Raw genomic sequence first — 17246 nt, 5'->3', positions numbered from 1 at the left:
CCGATCGCGGCGGGCGTCGCGATCGCGAGGCCGAAGATCATGTAGCCGATGTGGCTCACGAGCGTGAACGACAGGATGCGTTTGAGCTCGGCCTGCGCCACCGCGCCGAGCACGCCGACGATCATCGTCGCGAGCGCGACGAACATCAGCAGCATGTTGACGTCGTTGTCGAGGAACATCTCGGTCTCGGTGCGGATGATCGCGTACACGCCGACCTTGGTGAGCAGGCCTGCGAACACCGCGGTGACCGGCGCGGGCGCGGTCGGGTACGAGTCCGGCAGCCAGAACGACAGCGGGAAGACGGCGGCCTTGATGCTGAACGCCAGCAGCAGCATCAGGTGCAGCACGAGCTGGGTCTGCTGCGGCAGCTCGCCCATGCGCTCTGAGATCTGGACCATGTTGACGGTCCCGAGCGCACCGTAGATCATCGCGATGGCCGCGAGGAACAGGATCGACGACACCAGCGAGACCACGATGTAGACGACGCCGGTGCGGATGCGCGACTCGGTCGACCCGAGGGTGATGAGCACGTACGACGCGACGAGCAGGATCTCGAAGCCGACGTAGAGGTTGAAGAGGTCGCCCGCGATGAACGCGTTGAAGATGCCCGCGCCGAGGATGAGGTACGACGGGTGGAAGATCGAGACCGGCGTGTCGTCGTCGCCGTCGGCGGCGCCCTGGCCGATCGAGAACAGCAGGACCGCGAGCAGCACGATGCTCGACACCACCACGAGCAGGGCAGACAGCCGGTCGACGTACAGCACGATGCCGAACGGGATCGGCCACCCGCCCACCGACACGGCGATCGGCTTGTCGCCCGTGTCGACGACGTACAGCAGGATCGCGGCGATGACGAGCACGGCGGTCAGCGTCACGACCGACACCACGACCTGGGTGCGACGGTGACGACCGGCGATGAGCGCGATCGCAGCGCCCAGCAGTGGCAGCGTCACCAGCAGCGGCACGAGGGCGGGCGCGATGGTCGTCAGACTCATTCGTCACCCCTCTCGTCGTGCATGCCGTCATCGGAATGGATGCCGTCGCCCTTCGTGTCGGTCGCGGCCCTGGTGGCGGCATCCGATCCCCCGCCCTGTTCGGGACGGTCGACGGGGGCGTCGTCGCGGAGCCCCGCGAAGTCCCGCGCACCGAGGATCGTGATGGGCGCCGTGGCGGTGCCGACGAAGTCCGTGGTGGTCTCGTCGTCGGCGTCCTCGATCTCGGTCTCTTCGTCGATGGCGTCCTCGGCGAGCGCGCCGCGCGCGCGGACCTCGATGTCGGCCTCGTCGTCGGTGACGGTGTCGGCCTGGCCCAGCTGCCACGAACGGTAGATGAGGGCGAGCAGGAACGCCGAGACGGCGAACGTGATGACGATGGCCGTCAGCGTGAGCGCCTGGGGCAGCGGGTCCGACATGTCGTCGACGTCCTTCGCGGCCCCGAAGAAGGGCGCAACCCCGGGGGCGCCCATGACGATGAGCAGCAGCAGGTTGGTCGCGTTGCCCAGCAGCAGGAAGCCGATGAGCACGCGCGTCAGGCTGCGTTCGAGCATCGCGTAGACGCCGCACGCGAAGAGCACGGCCATCACGATGATGAGGATGAGCGACACGTTCACGGCACGCTCACCCCCGCCTGCTCGCGCGCCTCGTGGGCCTGCCGGTCGACCTCGGCGCCGAGGCTGCGCAGCACGTCGAGCACGAGGCCGATGACGACGAGGTAGACGCCGATGTCGAACAGCGTGGAGGTGACGAACTCGACATGACCGAGCACCGGAAGGTCGGCGTCCCAGAAATAGCTCGTGAGGGGCTGGTCGCCGAAGAACACCGGCACCACAGCGCAGGCGACGGCGATCGTCATGCCGGTGCCCAGCAGGCGCCCGGCGTCGGTGGGCGCGGCGGCGCCGAGCTCGTAGCGTCCGCCCGCGATGTACCGCATGACCAGGGCCATGCCGGCGACGAGGCCGCCGGCGAAGCCGCCGCCCGGGAGGTTGTGACCGGCGAACAGCAGGTAGAGCGACACGATGATGATCGTGTGGAACAGGATCCGCACGATCACCTCGAGCATGATCGAGCGGTTCTCGGGCCGCACCCGCTGGCCTCCGACGAGCCACGCCATGGGCCCGCCGCCGGTGCCGCGCGGCTTGACGCCCTCATCGGTCTCGACGAGTGGCCGGCGGGTGCGGATGGCGTCCGTCGGCAGCGACGAGATGGCGCGAGAGAGCGTGTCGGCGCGGTGCGTGACGAAGACGAGGGATGCCACACCCGTCGCCGCGAGGATCAGCACCGAGAGCTCGCCCATGGTGTCCCAGCCGCGCAGGTCGACGAGCGCCACGTTGACGACGTTCTTGCCGTGACCGAGCTCGTAGGCGAGCTGGGGGAAGCGATCCGAGATCGGCTTCTCGACGCGGGCGCTCGTGGCCACGATCGCGACGAGCGCCATCGTGATGCCGACGGCCGCGCCCAGCACGGCCCGGGCCACCGGCCACACCGACGCGTTGTGCTCCCCCATGCGGGACGGGATGCGCCGCAGCACGAGGGCGAAGGCCACCAGCGTCACGGTCTCGACGAGGATCTGGGTGAGCGCGAGGTCGGGCGCGCCGCTCGTGGCGAAGAGCAGCACCATGCCGAGGCCGGTCACCGACACCAGCACGACGCCGGTGTACCGCTTGCGGGCGCGGATCGCGATGAGTCCCGCGGCGATCATGAGCGGTGCCACGAACAGCTGCATCGGGGTCTGGAAGGCGTCGAGCTGCGCGCGCCACTCGTCGCTCGCGAGCAGGGCCGTCGCCTCGGCGGCCACGAAGACGACGAAGATCGTGCCGACGTACACGGGCAGCGAGCCGCGCTGGGTGAGTCCCGTGGTGACGACCGACATGCGCGCGATGACGCGCAGTGTGCCGTTGTACGCGTCGGCGGCGGTGAACGGCAGCAGGCGCTTCGCGGGCCGCCAGCCGCGGGTCAGCCAGAACGCGACCGCGCCGAGCACGATCGAGGCGAGCGAGATCCACAGGGCCGGCTCGAGTCCGTGCCACAGCGCGAGGTGCGCGCCATGCTCGGGTACGGGGACACCGGGCGTCGACAGCGGCGCCGTGTCGGCGTACGGCGTGAACACCTTGTCGAGCCACGGCGCCGCGAACCCCGCGACGAGCGTGAGCCCCGACAGCACGAGGGGAGCCACCAGGAAGCCCATCGGCGGGTCGGGCCACTCCGTGTCGGGCAGCCGGTCGCCCGCGGCATCCCGCTTGGTCGCGAACGCGCCCCAGAGGAACCGGATGCCGTAGCCCGCGGTGAGCACCGATCCCAGGCTGATGCCCGCCACCGCGACGATGCCCCACACCGCGCCGCCCATCGCCTCGTCGAGGAGGGCGGCCAGGGCGCCTTCTTTCGCCACGAAGCCGATCGTGGGGATGACGCCGACCATCGAGGCCACGGCGACGATCGAGAAGGTCGCCATGACCGGGGCCTGGCGTCCCACGCCCGAGAGCTCGGTCAGGTCACGGGTCGACAGCTGCCGGTCGATGACGCCGACGACGAGGAACAGCGCCGACTTGAAGAGCGCATGGCTGAGCAGCAGCGCGAGGCCCGCGAGGGCGGCATCCCTCGTCCCGTACCCGAGCACCACCGTCAGCATGCCGAGCTGGCTCACCGTGCCGAAGGCGAGCACGCGCTTCAGGTCGGTCTCGCGCAGCGCCTGGAACCCGCCGAGGAGCATCGTGAACACGCCGAGCGCGACCACGATCGGCCGCCAGGGCGGTGCGATCGCGAACACCGGTGCGAAGCGCGCGATGAGGTAGATGCCCGCCTTCACCATCGCGGCCGCGTGGAGGTACGCGCTGACCGGCGTGGGGGCGGCCATCGCGCCGGGCAGCCAGAAGTGGAAGGGGAAGATCGCCGACTTGCTGAGCGCGCCGACGAGGATCATGATCAGCGCCGCGTCGACGACCGCGCCGGTCGGCGCCTCGGCCAGGATCCGCGAGATGCTCGACGTGCCCGCCTCGACGACGAGCAGCACGACGCCGATCAGCATCACGAGGCCGCCGAGCGTTGTGACCAGAAGCGCCTGCAGGGCGGCACGACGACTCGCCGCGCGCTTGTTGTAGTAGCCGATGAGCAGGTACGACAGGACGCTCGTGATCTCCCAGAACATCACGAGCACGACGAGGTCGTCGGTGAGCACCAGCCCGTACATCGCGCCGGCGAACGCCAGCAGCACGGCGGCGAACTGGCCGAGGTTCTCGCGCTTGCCCCGGAAGTACCAGCGGCAGTAGATCAGCACGAGCGCGCCGACCCCGGTGACGACGAGCGTCATGAGCCACGACAGGGTGTCCATCCGCATCGACAGGTCGATGTGAAGGGACGGGATCCAGGCGTATGTCTCGAACGGAATATCGCCCGCGAGCACGACGGGCGTGAGCATCGCCGCGTGCACGAAGCCCGCGATCGGCAGGATCGCCGCGAGGTAGAACGCCCGTGCGCCGATGCGCGACACGATCCACGGCAGAAGAAGCGGCACCACCGCGAACGCGCCGAGCACGAGGAGCATCCAAGGCCTCCTCGGGGTCGTCGGCCGACAGGCGTCCAGGCAGGACGGCGGACCATGGCGATCGGGGTGTCTTCGTCCATTCTACGGGCGGCACGCATGCCGAGCGGCCCGCCGCGGCGATTCGGTCGCTCGATCCCGGCCTCGCGCCTCCGGAGCCCTCGGTCGAGGAGCCGCGCTCCTCAGCGCGGCCCGCATCCCCGTTCGAGGAACGGATGCCGCACCGGGCCGTGCGAGAGTGTCAGGGTGAGCGGCACTGAGACGGGGCGGCGCGGGCCCTCTCGCGGCGTCCGCGAGCTGCTCGGCTGGGCCGTGGCCGCCGCCATCGCGATCGCGGTGGTCGCCGCAGTCGCCTCGACCCCGCGGTCGGAGCTGCTCTTCCGCGACGGCGACTCGATGGTCACGACGCTCGTCCTGCACTCGCTCGCCGTTGGGCAGCCGCAGGACTGGGCGATGTCGTCAGTGCTCTTCATCCCCGAGATCGCCGTGCTCTGGCTGCTCTCGCTGGTGGGGTGGGCTGTCGACGGCACGCTCGCCCTCGCCGGGGTGGTGAACCTCCTCGCGCTGTACGGCGCGCTGCGGGTGGCGGCGGGCCGAACGGCGCGCGTCCGCGCTCCCATCGCCGGCGCGCTGCTCGCCCTCGGAGCGTTCGGACTGCTCGCGGCGACGGAGTGGTCGCCCTCGCGCGACGCCCTCGAACTCGCGTCGCTGCTCGTCACGACCACGTACTACAGCGCCACCGTCGTCGGTGCGGTGCTCGCCGTCGGCCTCGCCCGTCGCGCGCTCGACCACCCCGGCGCCGCACCCGATGTTTCACGTGGAACGCGGCCGTCGTGGGTCGCCCTGACGGGCCTCGGACTGGTGGCCGCGGCATCCGTCCTCACCAATCCGCTCTTCGCCGCGTGGGCGACCGTCCCGCTCGGGATCGTGCTCGTCGTGGTGGGTGTGCGACGCCGTGCGGCATGGTGGCTCGCGGCCGCGCTCCTGCTCGGGTCACTCATCGGCTACGTGGGACGGATGCCGCTGGCAGGGCTCATCGCCAACACAGGCGCGGGCTACATCGATCCGTCGCAGTGGCTCGCATCGCTGGACTACTACGGCGCTCTCCTCGCCGGCCACTGGGCGGCTCCCTGGGGCGCGGCATCCGTTGTCGCGATGTTCGCCCTGTGGGTCTGGAGCATCGCGGCCAGCGTCCAGCTGGCTCGTCGCCGTGACGCGGGCGCAGCCGTCGTGGCCGTCTGCGGCTGGGTGATGCCACTCCTCGTCGTGGTGGGTGCGATCGCCCTCGGCACCCACGCCGCCCGGTATCTTCAGCCGGCCCTGTTCGCTCCGCTCCTCGGGCTCGTCGTGCTGCCCGACCTCCTGCCCCGGCGCCTGCCGGAGGCGCGGCCCCTCGCGGCCATCGGCGCGGCCGCGGTCGCGCTGGTCGCCGCGGTCGGTCTCGGCATCCCGCCGCTCGTCGCCGCGGCGAACGCGCCCGACCGTGACCTGGAGTGCGTGGTTCAGTGGGCCGAGGACTCGGGTCGCACCGGGGCGGGGCAGTTCTGGACCGTCCGGCTCCCGAAGACGCACCTCGCCGACCCCCGCGGCCTCGTGCAGGTCGACCATCAGCTGCGGGGCTACGCGTGGCTCGTGAACCGCGACGACTTCGCGGTGGGCGAGGTGACCTTCCTCGTCACCGACGCCCAGTCCCCCGCGTTCGAGCTGCCCCCGGGCGTCAGCATGGCCGACGCCGCCATCACGGCGTGCGGTCGCTACACGATCGCCGATTTCGGCGACCATCCGCTGCCGATAGGCCCGCTCCGCTCCTGACGCGGCCTCGCCCTACTCGGGCGCGGGACCCGTGGTATTCCCCTCGCGGAATGTGCAGGTGAAGCGGATGGATGCCGCCGGCCGGCCCTCCAGCATCGCGGCCACGGCGGCCCCCGCGGCGCGCCCCTTGTCGGTCGCCGGCTGCACGGCCGTCGTGAGCTCGTAGGGCGCGAGCCCGTCCACGACGATCCCGTCGAACCCGGTCACGCTGACGTCCTGGGGCACGCGCAGCCCCGCCTCCTCCGCGGCGCGGATGACGCCCGCGGCGAGCAGGTCGCTCTGGGCGAGCACCGCGGTCGGGCGGCGGTCCGGGTCCGCGAAGATCTCGCGGCCGGCGGCGAGCCCCTCGTCGATGAAGCTGCCGGCCGCGGCGTAGGTGGTGGCATCCGGGAACACGTCCAGCACGCCCGCCAGGCGTTCCCGCGTCACGTCCACCGTGATCGCGGCGGCGTCGCCGAGCCAGCCGTGCTGCCAGTCGGCGCGCGGCGGAAGCGACACGACGGCGGCACGGCGGTGACCGAGCGCACGCAGGTGGCTCGCGAGCTGCCGCTGCGCCTCGCGGTTGTCGAGATCGATGCGGGGCACGTCGTCGCCGGCGTCGCCCTCGATGACGACCACCGGGATGCCGCGCGCCTTCACCGTCTCGAGCGACTCGCGCAGCATGCCGCTGCAGCCGATGAGCACGGCGGCGTCGAGCGGCGCCGTGGTGAGCGAAGGACCGGTGGCGGGCGGGGCGTCGGAGACCGCGGGCTCGTGGTCGCGCAGCAGCAGCAGTCCTGCGCCGAGCGGCGTGACGGCGTCGGCGAGGCCGTCCATCATGAGCGTCTTGACCGGGTCGAGGAACGCCCGTCCGAGGTGCTCCTCGAAGACGACGCCGACGATGCCCGATCGGCCGCGGCGCAGCGAGGCGGCGCGCGGATCCGGCCCCGTGTAGCCGAGCGAGGCCGCGGCGTCCAGCACGCGTCGGCGGGTGGCATCCGACACCGGCGTCTTACCGCTGAAAACGACCGACGCCGTCGACGGCGAGACGCCGGCCTCGCGGGCGACGTCCGAGATCGTGGCGCGGCGCACGCCGGGGTCCTGACGGCTCATGTCGAGATGATCGTAGCCCCTGCCCCGCAGCCCGTCGAATCGATTCGGTCGATGTCGAATCGATTCGCTAGAGTGTCCGGATGGACACCGCGCTCACCCGTACCCAGCTTGTGCGCTGGCGTGCCGCGATCTTCACGATCTTCTTCATCACCGGGCTCGGCTTCGCGTCATGGGCGTCGCGTCTGCCGGCCGTCAAGGCCGACCTCGGCATCAACGACCTGCAGCTCGGCGTGCTCCTGTTCGTCAGCGGGGCGGCATCCATCGTCGGCCTCTCGCTCGCCAACGTGATCGTCGCGCGCTGGGGCGCGCGCCGCGGAATGTTCGCGACCATCATCACCTTCTCGGCGGGCGGGCTGGTCGCCGGCCTCGGTGTGCAGTTCCTGCAGTCCTACGCCGTCGTCTGCGTCGCCATGGTGCTGCTGGGCATCGGCATGAGCGCGACGGACGTCATGATGAACGTCGAAGCCGCGGCGGTCGAGCAGTCCTTCGAGAAGACGCTCATGCCGCTGTTCCACGCCTTCTTCAGCTTCGGCACCGTCGCCGGCGCCGGCATCGGCATCGCGATGGCCGCGTGGAACGTCGGCGTCGCATGGCACCTGTGGGGCGCCGGCGCGCTCGTCCTCATCGCGGGACTGCTCTCGCTCACCGCGGTCCCGACGCGCGAGATCGTCCACGACGATCCCGCGACGACCGTCTCGCGGCGGGAGCGCTTCGCCGAGCTGCTCTCGGTGTGGCGCGACCCCCGCACCTACGCCATCGGCGCCATCATGCTCGGCATGGCGTTCGCCGAGGGCAGCGCGAACGACTGGCTGACGATCGCGATGGTCGACGGCCACGGCCAGACCGACGCCGTCGGCGCCATCGCGCTCACGGTGTTCTCCATCGCGATGACGGTGTTCCGCGTCCTGGGCGGTCCGCTCGTCGACCGCATCGGCCGCGTGTGGACGCTGCGCATCCTCTCGGTCGCCGCCGGCGTGGGCCTCATCACATTCATCCTCGCGCCGACGCTGCCGATCGCGTTCGTCGGCATCGCACTGTGGGGCGCCGGTGCGTCGCTCGGCTTCCCGCTCGGCATGTCGGCGGCCGCCGACGACCCGAAGAAGGCCGCGGCCTCGGTGTCGGCCGCGGCGACCATCGGCTACCTCGCGTTCCTGTGCGGCCCGCCGGTGCTCGGCTGGATCAGCCACCAGATCGGCATCCTGCCCACCCTGTGGATCATCGTCGGCCTCATCGCGATGTCGGGCCTCGCCTCAGGCGCCGCCAAGCCGATCGCGGGCTCGAAGGTGGGCGCCGGGCACCACTGACCGGCCGCCCGGCGTCGCGGCATCCCTTCCTGGGATGGGAGGGATGCCGCCGAGCAGAGCCGGTCAGCGCCGATCAGAGCCGGTCGGCCACCGTCGCCGCGACGGTGAGCCATGCGTCGCGCGTCTCGGGCGCGAGCGCCTCGAAGTCGATGGGACCTCCGTCGACGAGCGACGGGTCGAACGGCGCCTTCACGACGGCCGAGGTCACCTGCTCGAAGTGCTGCGCCAGTCGCGCCTCGAGCGCGCGGTCGGGCCGCGACGAAGGCGCGGTCAGCACCGTGACCGCCTCGTCGATCTTGCGGCCGAAGCCCTTCTCGCGCAGGCCGTCGAGCAGCCAGGCGGCGCTGGCCGCGGTGTCTTCGCGGACCGTCGACACGATGACGAGCTGGTCGGCGGCGGCGACCGCGGCCACCCAGTTCGAGGCGCGCATGTTGTTGCCGGTGTCGACGATCATCAGGCGGTAGTAGCGGCGCAGCAGCCCGTGAAGGCGATCGAAGGCGGCCGAGTCGATGGTCGAGGATGCGGCGGCGTCCTCGTCCGAGGCGAGCACGTCGAAGCGGGCGTCGACCTGGGTGCGCACGTAGTGGTCGAGCGCTGCGAGGCTCGAGCCGCGGAAGTTCGAGGACTCGTCGAGCTCTTCGAGCAGGTCCACCGCCGTGCGGTGGTGCGGCGCGTTCTGCGCGCGCCAGCCGAGCGTGCCACGCGTCTCGTTGTTGTCCCACGCGAGGGTCGCGCCGCCGCGCAGCGTGCCGAACGTCGCGGCGAGCAGCAGCGTGCTCGTGGTCTTGTGCGCGCCGCCCTTCGGGTTCAGCACGACGATCGTGCGCGGGGCGTCCAGTCGACGCTGGACGCGCTTCTCGCGATCGAGGCGCGACCGCTCGGCACGGCCGGGAGCGGGTGAGATCAGGCCGCCGGTGGCGCGGCGAACCGCCCCCTGCCAGCCCTCGGTCGCGCGAGGGCGGGCGCCGCCGCCGCGCGAGTCGAGCAGATCCTGCACCGTCGGACGCGCCTCGGGCTCGGGAGCGGGCGGCGCCGTGGCCGGAGACACCGCAGCCGCCGCCGCAGACACCGGGGTCGGCGCGGTCACGGACGGCGCGGGCGCCGCGGCATCGGTGACATCCTCGGGCACGACCGCCGCGGCCTCGAGCTCCTCGGCGAACGTTCCGTCCGGGTGCACGACGAGCGGCCAGCGCGACGAGCCCTCGACGAGGGTCGCGTGCGCGGGCTCACCGGCGGATGCCGCCAGCTGACGGATCTCTTCCACGACCCGGTCCCGCAGGGCGAGGCTGTCGGGCGCGACGACCTCGGCGACGTCGCTGCCGACGTGGAGCTCGGCGACGGTGCTGGACAGGATGTGGACGGTCGCATCGGGCAGACGTGCGTTCATCGGTTCTTCTCCGGGCGATGTGGGGACGGCGGGAGTGGGGCGCCCGCGGCAGATGGGGGCGGTGACGGGCTCATCGATCCGTCAGGATCGCAGCGTCGACCGTCGTCGCTGATGCGACACGGAGCCTTACGCTATCGGACGAGTCTGCGGGCTGGCTGAGGCGCGGCCGACAGGGCCGTCCGACGGGTCACCGCCCCGGCTAGGCTCTTCAGGTGCGTCTCGTCATCGCCCGCTGCTCCGTCGATTACACCGGGCGGCTCAACGCCCACCTGCCACTGGCGACACGCCTGCTGGTGCACAAGGGCGACGGCTCGCTCCTGGTGCATTCCGACGGCGGCTCGTACAAGCCGCTCAACTGGATGAGTCCGCCGTGCCGCCTGGACGTCGAGCTGCCCGACGACGAGTCCGCGTCAGCGGGCGTCATCGAGCACTGGCGCGTGACCCACGCCAAGACGGGTGACGCGCTGCTCGTGCGCATCTATGAGGTGCTGCACGACTCGTCACACGAGCTCGGCATCGACCCGGGCCTGCAGAAGGACGGCGTCGAGGCCGACCTGCAGCGTCTGCTGGCGGAGCAGGTCGACGTGATCGGCGAGAACCTGACGCTCGTGCGGCGCGAGTTCCCCACCGCGATCGGCCCGGTCGACCTGCTGCTGCGCGACCCTGCGGGCGGCACGATCGCCGTCGAGGTCAAGCGCCGCGGCGACATCGACGGCGTGGAGCAGCTCACCCGCTACCTCGAGCTGCTCGGGCGCGACCCGCACCTGGCGCCGGTTACCGGCGTCTTCGCCGCACAGGAGATCAAGCCGCAGGCGAAGGTGCTGGCGGCGGATCGCGGCATCCGGTGCGTCACGCTCGACTACGAAGGCATGAAGGGCATCGAATCGGGGGCTCCCCGCCTCTTCTGAGGCCGCCCGGGTCGCGGGTCGTCGCTCCCATAGGCTGGAGGGCATGCCGACCCGATCTGCGTGGACCTGCATCCTGTGGGATGTCGACGGGACCATCGTCGACGCCTCCGACGGGATCCTGCGCCGCCTGACCATCGCGCTGGAGCACTTCGGCAAGCGGCCTCCCACCCGCGCCGAGCTCGTGCACTGGATCGGGCCGCCCATGTTCGAGTCGTTCCAGGTCAACGTCGGCATGACTCCCGACGAGGCGACCGAGGCCGTGAGGTTCTACCGCGGTCTCAACAAGATCGACGGCTACACGACCGGCGCGAAGCTCTTCCCCGGGGTCGGGGAGCTGATCCGGGATGCCGCGGCCGCCGGCATCCCGCAGGCCACCGCCAGTTCCAAGCCCGAGGTGCAGGTCGTGGCGCTGATGGAGCACTTCGATCTGACGAGCTCGCTCAACGCCATCGTCGGGGCATCGCCCGACGAGAAGACCCTCAGCAGCAAGGCCGACGTGGTCGCCGAGGCGCTCCGCCGGCTGCGGGCCGCAGGCGTCGACACGAGTCGCCCGGTGCTGGTCGGGGACCGTCACCACGATGTCGAGGGCGCGGCGGAGCACGGCGTGCCCGTGATCTTCGTACGGTGGGGTTTCAGCTGGCCGCACGAGTCCGAGGGTGCTCAGGCGGTCGTCGACGACGTCGACCAGCTGCGCGCGCTGCTGCTGGTCGGCGAGGCCGCAGACGCGCCCGAGGGCGCGGATGACTGACCCCGCCGGGGCGATCCTCGGCTGGCTGGTGCCGGCCGTGGTCGTGTTCGGCGTGACGGCGATCGCGATCGCCGTCATCGTCTGGGCGGTGCGCCGCGCGCGCCGCGCGCCGCGGGCCCGGGCCGTCGCCGAGCAGGCACGCCAGCGCGCCGGCGCGACGCTCGTGCGCCTGGACGACGAGGTCGGCGAGCTCGACCTCGAGGTCGGCCTGTCGGGCGCCTTGTACGGCGGCGACGCGCCGGCGTCCCTGCGGCGGGCTCGGCTGACCGCACAGCATGTGCGCGACGACGCCTTCGAGGAGTACCGGGCGATCAGCGCGCCGGACGCTCTCCCGTCCGAGGTCGGCCGCACCGCCGCGCGCATCGACCGTCGTGCGGGCGAGGCGCTGGCGGCCGTCGCCGCGGCACGCGCCGAGCACGGCGCCTGGGTGCGCGCGAACGTGTCTGCCGCCGGTCAGGTCGACGCCGCGCGCCGCCGGCTGGCCGATCTGCGGGCGGGGATGGGCGATCCGGCCGCGCTCGTCGCCGATCTCTCGTCGCGCTTCGCCGAGGACGAATGGCAGGGCGCCTCACGCGCGGCCCGCGCCGCGCTGACCGAGGTCGCCGAGGCGGAGCAGCTGCTCGACGCTGCCGCCTCTCGGGCCGCCGATCCGTCACTGAGCGCGCTCCCGGAACTCGCCGCCGCAGAACGGGCGCTGCGCAAGGCAGAGACCGACGCCCGCCACCTCGAAGAGACGCACCGGCTCGTGCTGCAGGCCGCACAGGCTGTGCCCGACGAGATCGCCGCCGCGCGCGCCGCCCTCGCCTCGGCCTCTCACACCCGCCAGAATCTCGAGGCCGCCGACGCCGAACGGCTCGGCGACGAGCTGCGCGCGATCGAGGACGAGCTGAACCGCGTCGAGTCGGATGCCGCCCGCCGGCCGACCCGCACGGTCGACGCGATCGCGCGTCTGCGCGGCCGGCTCGACCTGGCGCTCGGTGACGCCCGCACGGCACAGCAGCGGCTGCGGAGTGCGCGGACGGCCCTGCCCGGCACCCTTGCGGCCGCTCGCAGCGCGATCGCCCAGGCCGAGGCATCCCTCGCCCACTCCGGCGCAGGAGCCGACGCCCGCTCCCGGCTGCTCTCCGCGCAGGACGAGCTCGCCCAGGCGCGGCAGGCGACCGACCCGGTCGCCGCGATCGACGCCGCACGACGCGCGCTGCGGGATGCCGAAGACGCCAAGGCGCTGGCGGACTACGCCCGTCTGTCACCCGGCCGCTGAACCGCGGTCGTCACAGCGGGAGCAGCAGAGGGACGAGCAGCACGCTCACCACCAGGGCGATGAGCGTCAACGGCGTCCCGACCTTGACGAAGTCCACGAAGCGGTAGCGGCCGGGCTCCACGACGAGGGTGTTGACCGGCGACGACACCGGCGTCATGAACGCCGACGATGCGGCGAGCGCCACCATCATCGCGAACGGGAGCGGCGAGACCCCCAGGTGGGCGGCCGTCGAGATCGCGATCGGCGCCATGAGCACGGCCGTCGCCGTGTTCGACACGAACAGGCCGATGACGGCGGTGAGCACGAAGATGCCGCCGAGCAGCACGGTGGGCCCCGCCCCGCCGAGCAGCGCGAGCAGACCGTCGACGACGAGGTCGACCCCTCCGGTGCGTTCCAGGGCGAGCGCGAACGGCAGCATCCCGACGATCAGCAGCAGCGTCGGCCAGTGGATCGCACGGTACGCGCTGCCCATGTCGATGCAGCGGAAGACACCCATGAGCAGGCACGCGATGAGCGCCGCGATGACGTTCGGAACGACGCCGGTCACCATCAGCACCACCATCACCAGCACGCTGCCGATCGCGAACACGGCCTGGTTCGCCGCGGGGGCCGCCTCGGCGGACTCGGCCGGCAGGTCCAGCAGGATGTAGTCGCGCGCGGTCCCACCGAGGCCCTGGATCGCCTGCCACGAACCGGTGACCAGCAGCGTGTCGCCCGCGGCGAGCCGGACGTCGGCGAAGTCGCCGTCGACCGTGCGCGCGCGATGGCGCACACCGAGCGCCTCCACCCCGTGCTCGGTGCTCAGGCGCAGCAGCTTCACGCTCCGGCCGATCGCAGCGGAGTCCGGCGCCACGAGCACCTCCGCGAGGCCCACCTGCCTGGAATACTCGTCGAAGAACCCCTCGGTCATCCTCAGGTGCTCCAGGCGCAGCCGCCGGCAGTCGTCCGTCGACAGGTCCACGTCCGCGAACAGCACGTCGTCCCTCGCGATCACCACGTCATCCGCGGTCAGGTGCACGGTGCGGCGGAACAGCCGCGACCGCTGGATCATCAGCACCGTCGTGCGGTGACCTCGGCGCAGCTCGAGCTCGGCCAGCGGCATCCCGATCAGCGGCGATCCGGCACCCACCCGGTAGCGGTGCGTTCGCGCATCGACGCCGTAGTCGGCGATGAGGCTGCCGAAGGTCCGCCGCGCGGCGGCGGGGCCGGCGGCGTCGCCCCCGAGGAATCGGCGGGCGAACAGCATGTACCCCACGCCGAGCGCGAGGACCGAGAGGCCGAACGGCGTGATGGTGAAGAACCCGAAGCCGTCGAGACCCGCACGTCGCAGCTCTGCGTCGATCACGAGGTTGGGCGTCGTGGCGATGAGGGTCAGCATTCCGCTGATCAGCCCCGCGAAGCTCAGCGGCATCAGGAGCATGCGCGCCGGCACCCCGGTGCGGGCGGCGATGCTCAGCGCGACCGGGATGAAGATCGCGACGACGCCGGTCGAGCTCATGACCGCGCCCAGCATCGCGACCGACAGCATGAGCAGCACGATCAGCCGGGCGGTGCTCGCCCCGGCCGTGCGGGCGAGCCAGTCCCCCAGCCTGTAGGTCACGCCCGTGCGCGCCAGGCCCTCGCCGACGACGAACAGCGCCGCGATCAGCACGACGTTCGGGTCGGCGAACCCGGCGAGCGTCTCGGGGACGGTGAGGATGCCGGTCAACGGCAGCGCGACGAGCATCAGGATCGCCACGACATCCATGCGCGGTCGGCCGACGGCGAACATCGCGACGGCGGCGACCAGCAGCACCAGGACGATCACGAGATCCAGCGACACGGCGTCCCCCTCGTTCGGCACGGTCCGGATGCCCTGCCACCTTAACAGCGCTCCCCCGGCCGCGCCCGTCGTCTCGCTACCCTGAACGCATGAGCGACGCTCCGACGCCTGCGCCGAAACGGATCCTCGCCACGGCGTCGCGGATCCCCGCGACCCTGGTCATGATCGGCGCCGTCCTCGTCGTGGGTGTCGTGTGGCAGGGACTGTGGCGGCCCTTCGAGAACTCGCCCGTGTTCGAGCTGGTGGCCTACGGGCTGCCGGCCTTCGAAGCCGGTCGCTGGTGGACACCGTTCACCGGCACGTTCTTCGTGAACCAGCCGTGGGTGTACGCGTTCACGATCACCAGCTTCGTCGGCATGGCGTACCTCGAGTTCCGCCGCGGCTCACGCGTGGCCCTCGCTTATTACTGGGTGGGGCAGCTGTTCGCGATCTGCGGGACGGCGCTGCTGCTGTGGCTGCTGGCCATGTTCCCGTGGGCGTGGGCGAACACCGAGGCGGCGGCGCTCGACGTAGGGGCCTCGGGCGGAACGATGGCGTGCATCGCGGCGGCCATCGGGCTCTTCCGCGCGCCGTGGCGGGTGCGCGCGTGGCTGGTGCTGCTGGGCACCGTCTTCGTCGCGATGCTGTTCTGGGGCGCCGTGGCGGACCTCGAGCATCTGATGGCCGTCCTGCTCGTCCTCTTCGTCGACCGGTCGCTGCGCATCCACCGCACCACGATCCGCGAACAGCGCCTGATCGCGTTCATCGCGGTGCTCGTACTCGGGGCCGTCGAGGTCATCACCCTCATCGTGCCCACCGATGGTCCGTTCGGTCCCACCGAGCCGGCATCCGGCGGATTCATCGACGTCGCGATCGACGCGGTCGTCATCCTCGTCGTCGCCGACGGCCTGCGTCGAGGCCGCCGGTGGTCGTGGATCGTCGCCGTCGTCCTGGCCGCGCTGAACATCCTCACGGCGGCGCTGATCGTCGTGCTGATCGTCCTGACCAGCGAGCGTCAGCTCGAGACGACGATCGACAGCGAGACCGAGCTGTCGCTCGCGAGCGGCGTCCTGTGGCTGCTGATGCTGATCTACCTCGTCTGGGTGCGGCGCGCCTTCCGCGCGCGCCGCCGCTCGCGCATCGGGCGCCAGCCGGCACCCACCGTCGACGACGTCGTGTCCATGCTCCACGCCAATGGTGGGGGCACCCTGTCGTGGATGACGACGTGGGAGGGCAACACCTATGCGCGCACGGCCGACGGCATCGTCGCCTACCAGCGTCGCGCCGGCGTGGCCCTCGCCCTCGCCGACCCGCTGGGCCCGGAGGCGACGCGTGCGGCCTCAGTCGACGAGTTCATCCACGACGCCGAGCGCGCAGGCCTCATCCCCTGCTTCTTCAGCGCGAGCGAGGCGACGCGGGCGGCCGTGCCGTCGTCGTGGCGCAGCCTCGTGGTGGCCGACGACACGATCGTCGACCTGGTCGGCCTGGAGTTCACCGGCAAGCGGTGGAACTCGGTGCGCACGTCCCTCAACCGGGCAGGCCGCGAAGAGATGACCTTCCGCATGACGCACCTGAAAGAGGAGCCGTGGGGCGTGCAGCAGCAGCTGCGGGCGATCTCGGAACTCTGGGTCGGCGACAAAGATCTTCCCGAGATGGGATTCACCCTCGGCACCCTCGTCGAGGCCGAGAGTCCCGAGGTGCGGCTGGCCCTCGCGATCGCGCCGAACGGGGATGTCGACGGGTTCCTGTCGTGGCTGCCCGTGTACGGCGGCGACGGCCGCGTGCGCGGCTGGACGCTCGACCTGATGCGCCGCCGCGACGGCGGCTTCGCGCCGGTGATGGAGTTCCTCATCGGCTCGTCGGCGCGGCTGTTCTCCGACGAGGGCGCCGAGATCATGTCGCTGTCGGGCGCACCCCTCGCGCACGACTACCCGCCCGACGCGGGTGTGATCGCAGCGCTCAGCGATCGGCTGGCCGACGCCCTGGAGCCCGTATACGGGTTCCGGTCGCTGCACCGCTTCAAAGAGAAGTTCCACCCGCGCTACGAGACCATGTACCTGCTCTACCGCGACGAGACCGACCTCACCCGCATCGGCGGAGCGCTCACCCGCGCGTTCCTGCCCGACGCGACACTGCGTCAGTTCGCCGGCGCCGGCCTGGAGCTGGTGCGCGGCGACAGCGGGGAGGACCGCTGACTGCTCGGGCCACTTCAGCGTGGCCTTCGAGCACGGCGAAGCCGCGGCATCCACGATCTGAAGAGAGGGGGATGCCGCGGCTCACTGATCGCACGAGGCGATCAGTCCGCTCGACTCAGAGCGGGCGGATGTTCTCAGCCTGGAGGCCCTTGGGGCCCTGGGCGATCTCGAACTCGACTCGCTGGTTCTCCTCGAGCGAGCGGTA

Annotated in this window: 13 protein-coding genes; 6 read left to right on the top strand and 7 right to left on the bottom strand. The window is 71.6% G+C overall.

Going from position 1 to position 17246, the window contains the following annotated elements; translation table 11 throughout:
- The 3 genes from ACTHNQ_RS17820 to ACTHNQ_RS17810 form a co-directional block, all read right to left on the bottom strand.
- A partial coding sequence (locus tag ACTHNQ_RS17820; RefSeq protein ID WP_440335283.1) for a proton-conducting transporter transmembrane domain-containing protein occupies positions 1-995 on the bottom strand: 995 nt, incomplete at its 3' end.
- Positions 992-1609, bottom strand: a complete 618-nt coding sequence (locus ACTHNQ_RS17815; protein ID WP_440335282.1) for a Na(+)/H(+) antiporter subunit C — start codon at positions 1607-1609, stop codon at positions 992-994. The genes ACTHNQ_RS17815 and ACTHNQ_RS17820, both read right to left, overlap by 4 nt.
- Entirely contained in the window at positions 1606-4536 is a 2931-nt protein-coding gene (locus ACTHNQ_RS17810; protein WP_440335281.1) for a Na+/H+ antiporter subunit A, read from the bottom strand. Before ACTHNQ_RS17810 ends, ACTHNQ_RS17815 begins: the two co-directional genes overlap by 4 nt.
- A gap of 243 nt (positions 4537-4779) precedes the next feature.
- Here ACTHNQ_RS17810 and ACTHNQ_RS17805 point away from each other — a divergent pair, with 243 nt between their 5' ends.
- On the top strand, positions 4780-6345 hold the full coding sequence (locus ACTHNQ_RS17805) for a hypothetical protein (RefSeq protein ID WP_440335280.1): 1566 nt from the start codon (positions 4780-4782) through the stop codon (positions 6343-6345).
- 12 nt (positions 6346-6357) lie between these two features.
- Here ACTHNQ_RS17805 and ACTHNQ_RS17800 read toward each other — a convergent pair whose 3' ends face one another.
- The gene (locus tag ACTHNQ_RS17800; RefSeq protein WP_440335279.1) at positions 6358-7437 is read right to left on the bottom strand and encodes a LacI family DNA-binding transcriptional regulator; all 1080 of its coding nucleotides are present in this window, start codon (positions 7435-7437) and stop codon (positions 6358-6360) included.
- 80 nt (positions 7438-7517) lie between these two features.
- Here ACTHNQ_RS17800 and ACTHNQ_RS17795 point away from each other — a divergent pair, with 80 nt between their 5' ends.
- Positions 7518-8741, top strand: a complete 1224-nt coding sequence (locus ACTHNQ_RS17795; RefSeq protein ID WP_440335278.1) for an MFS transporter — start codon at positions 7518-7520, stop codon at positions 8739-8741.
- Between the two features lie 73 nt (positions 8742-8814).
- Here the strand turns inward: ACTHNQ_RS17795 and ACTHNQ_RS17790 are convergent, their stop codons facing one another.
- Complete coding sequence (locus ACTHNQ_RS17790; protein ID WP_440335277.1) at positions 8815-10128, bottom strand: MinD/ParA family ATP-binding protein; 1314 nt, start codon at positions 10126-10128, stop codon at positions 8815-8817.
- 212 nt (positions 10129-10340) lie between these two features.
- On the opposite strand from ACTHNQ_RS17790, the gene nucS reads away from it, so the two are divergent.
- From nucS to ACTHNQ_RS17775, 3 genes are read left to right on the top strand one after another with little or no spacing between them, the layout of a single operon-like run.
- Complete coding sequence (gene nucS / locus ACTHNQ_RS17785; RefSeq protein ID WP_440335276.1) at positions 10341-11036, top strand: endonuclease NucS; 696 nt, start codon at positions 10341-10343, stop codon at positions 11034-11036.
- A 43-nt stretch (positions 11037-11079) separates the two neighbouring features.
- Complete coding sequence (locus ACTHNQ_RS17780) at positions 11080-11784, top strand: HAD hydrolase-like protein (protein ID WP_440335275.1); 705 nt, start codon at positions 11080-11082, stop codon at positions 11782-11784.
- Positions 11777-13045 carry a hypothetical protein gene (locus ACTHNQ_RS17775; RefSeq protein ID WP_440335274.1) on the top strand — a complete coding sequence of 423 codons (1269 nt, stop codon included), beginning with the start codon at positions 11777-11779 and terminating at the stop codon, positions 13043-13045. Before ACTHNQ_RS17780 ends, ACTHNQ_RS17775 begins: the two co-directional genes overlap by 8 nt.
- Positions 13046-13055: 10 nt before the next feature.
- Here the strand turns inward: ACTHNQ_RS17775 and ACTHNQ_RS17770 are convergent, their stop codons facing one another.
- Positions 13056-14867: an SLC13 family permease gene (locus ACTHNQ_RS17770; protein WP_440335273.1), complete on the bottom strand. Its 1812-nt coding sequence runs from the start codon at positions 14865-14867 to the stop codon at positions 13056-13058.
- Positions 14868-14956: 89 nt separating this feature from the next.
- Between ACTHNQ_RS17770 and ACTHNQ_RS17765 the strand changes: the two genes are divergently transcribed.
- Positions 14957-17041 carry a bifunctional lysylphosphatidylglycerol flippase/synthetase MprF gene (locus ACTHNQ_RS17765; protein ID WP_440335272.1) on the top strand — a complete coding sequence of 695 codons (2085 nt, stop codon included), beginning with the start codon at positions 14957-14959 and terminating at the stop codon, positions 17039-17041.
- Between the two features lie 115 nt (positions 17042-17156).
- Here ACTHNQ_RS17765 and ACTHNQ_RS17760 read toward each other — a convergent pair.
- Positions 17157-17246, bottom strand: a 90-nt coding sequence (locus tag ACTHNQ_RS17760; protein WP_440335284.1) for a cold-shock protein, incomplete at its 5' end; no start/stop codon positions are given.

Source organism: Microbacterium sp. (genome assembly GCF_051953575.1).
Lineage (GTDB): Bacteria > Actinomycetota > Actinomycetes > Actinomycetales > Microbacteriaceae > Microbacterium.
This window is presented reverse-complemented; position numbering and strand designations above follow the sequence as displayed.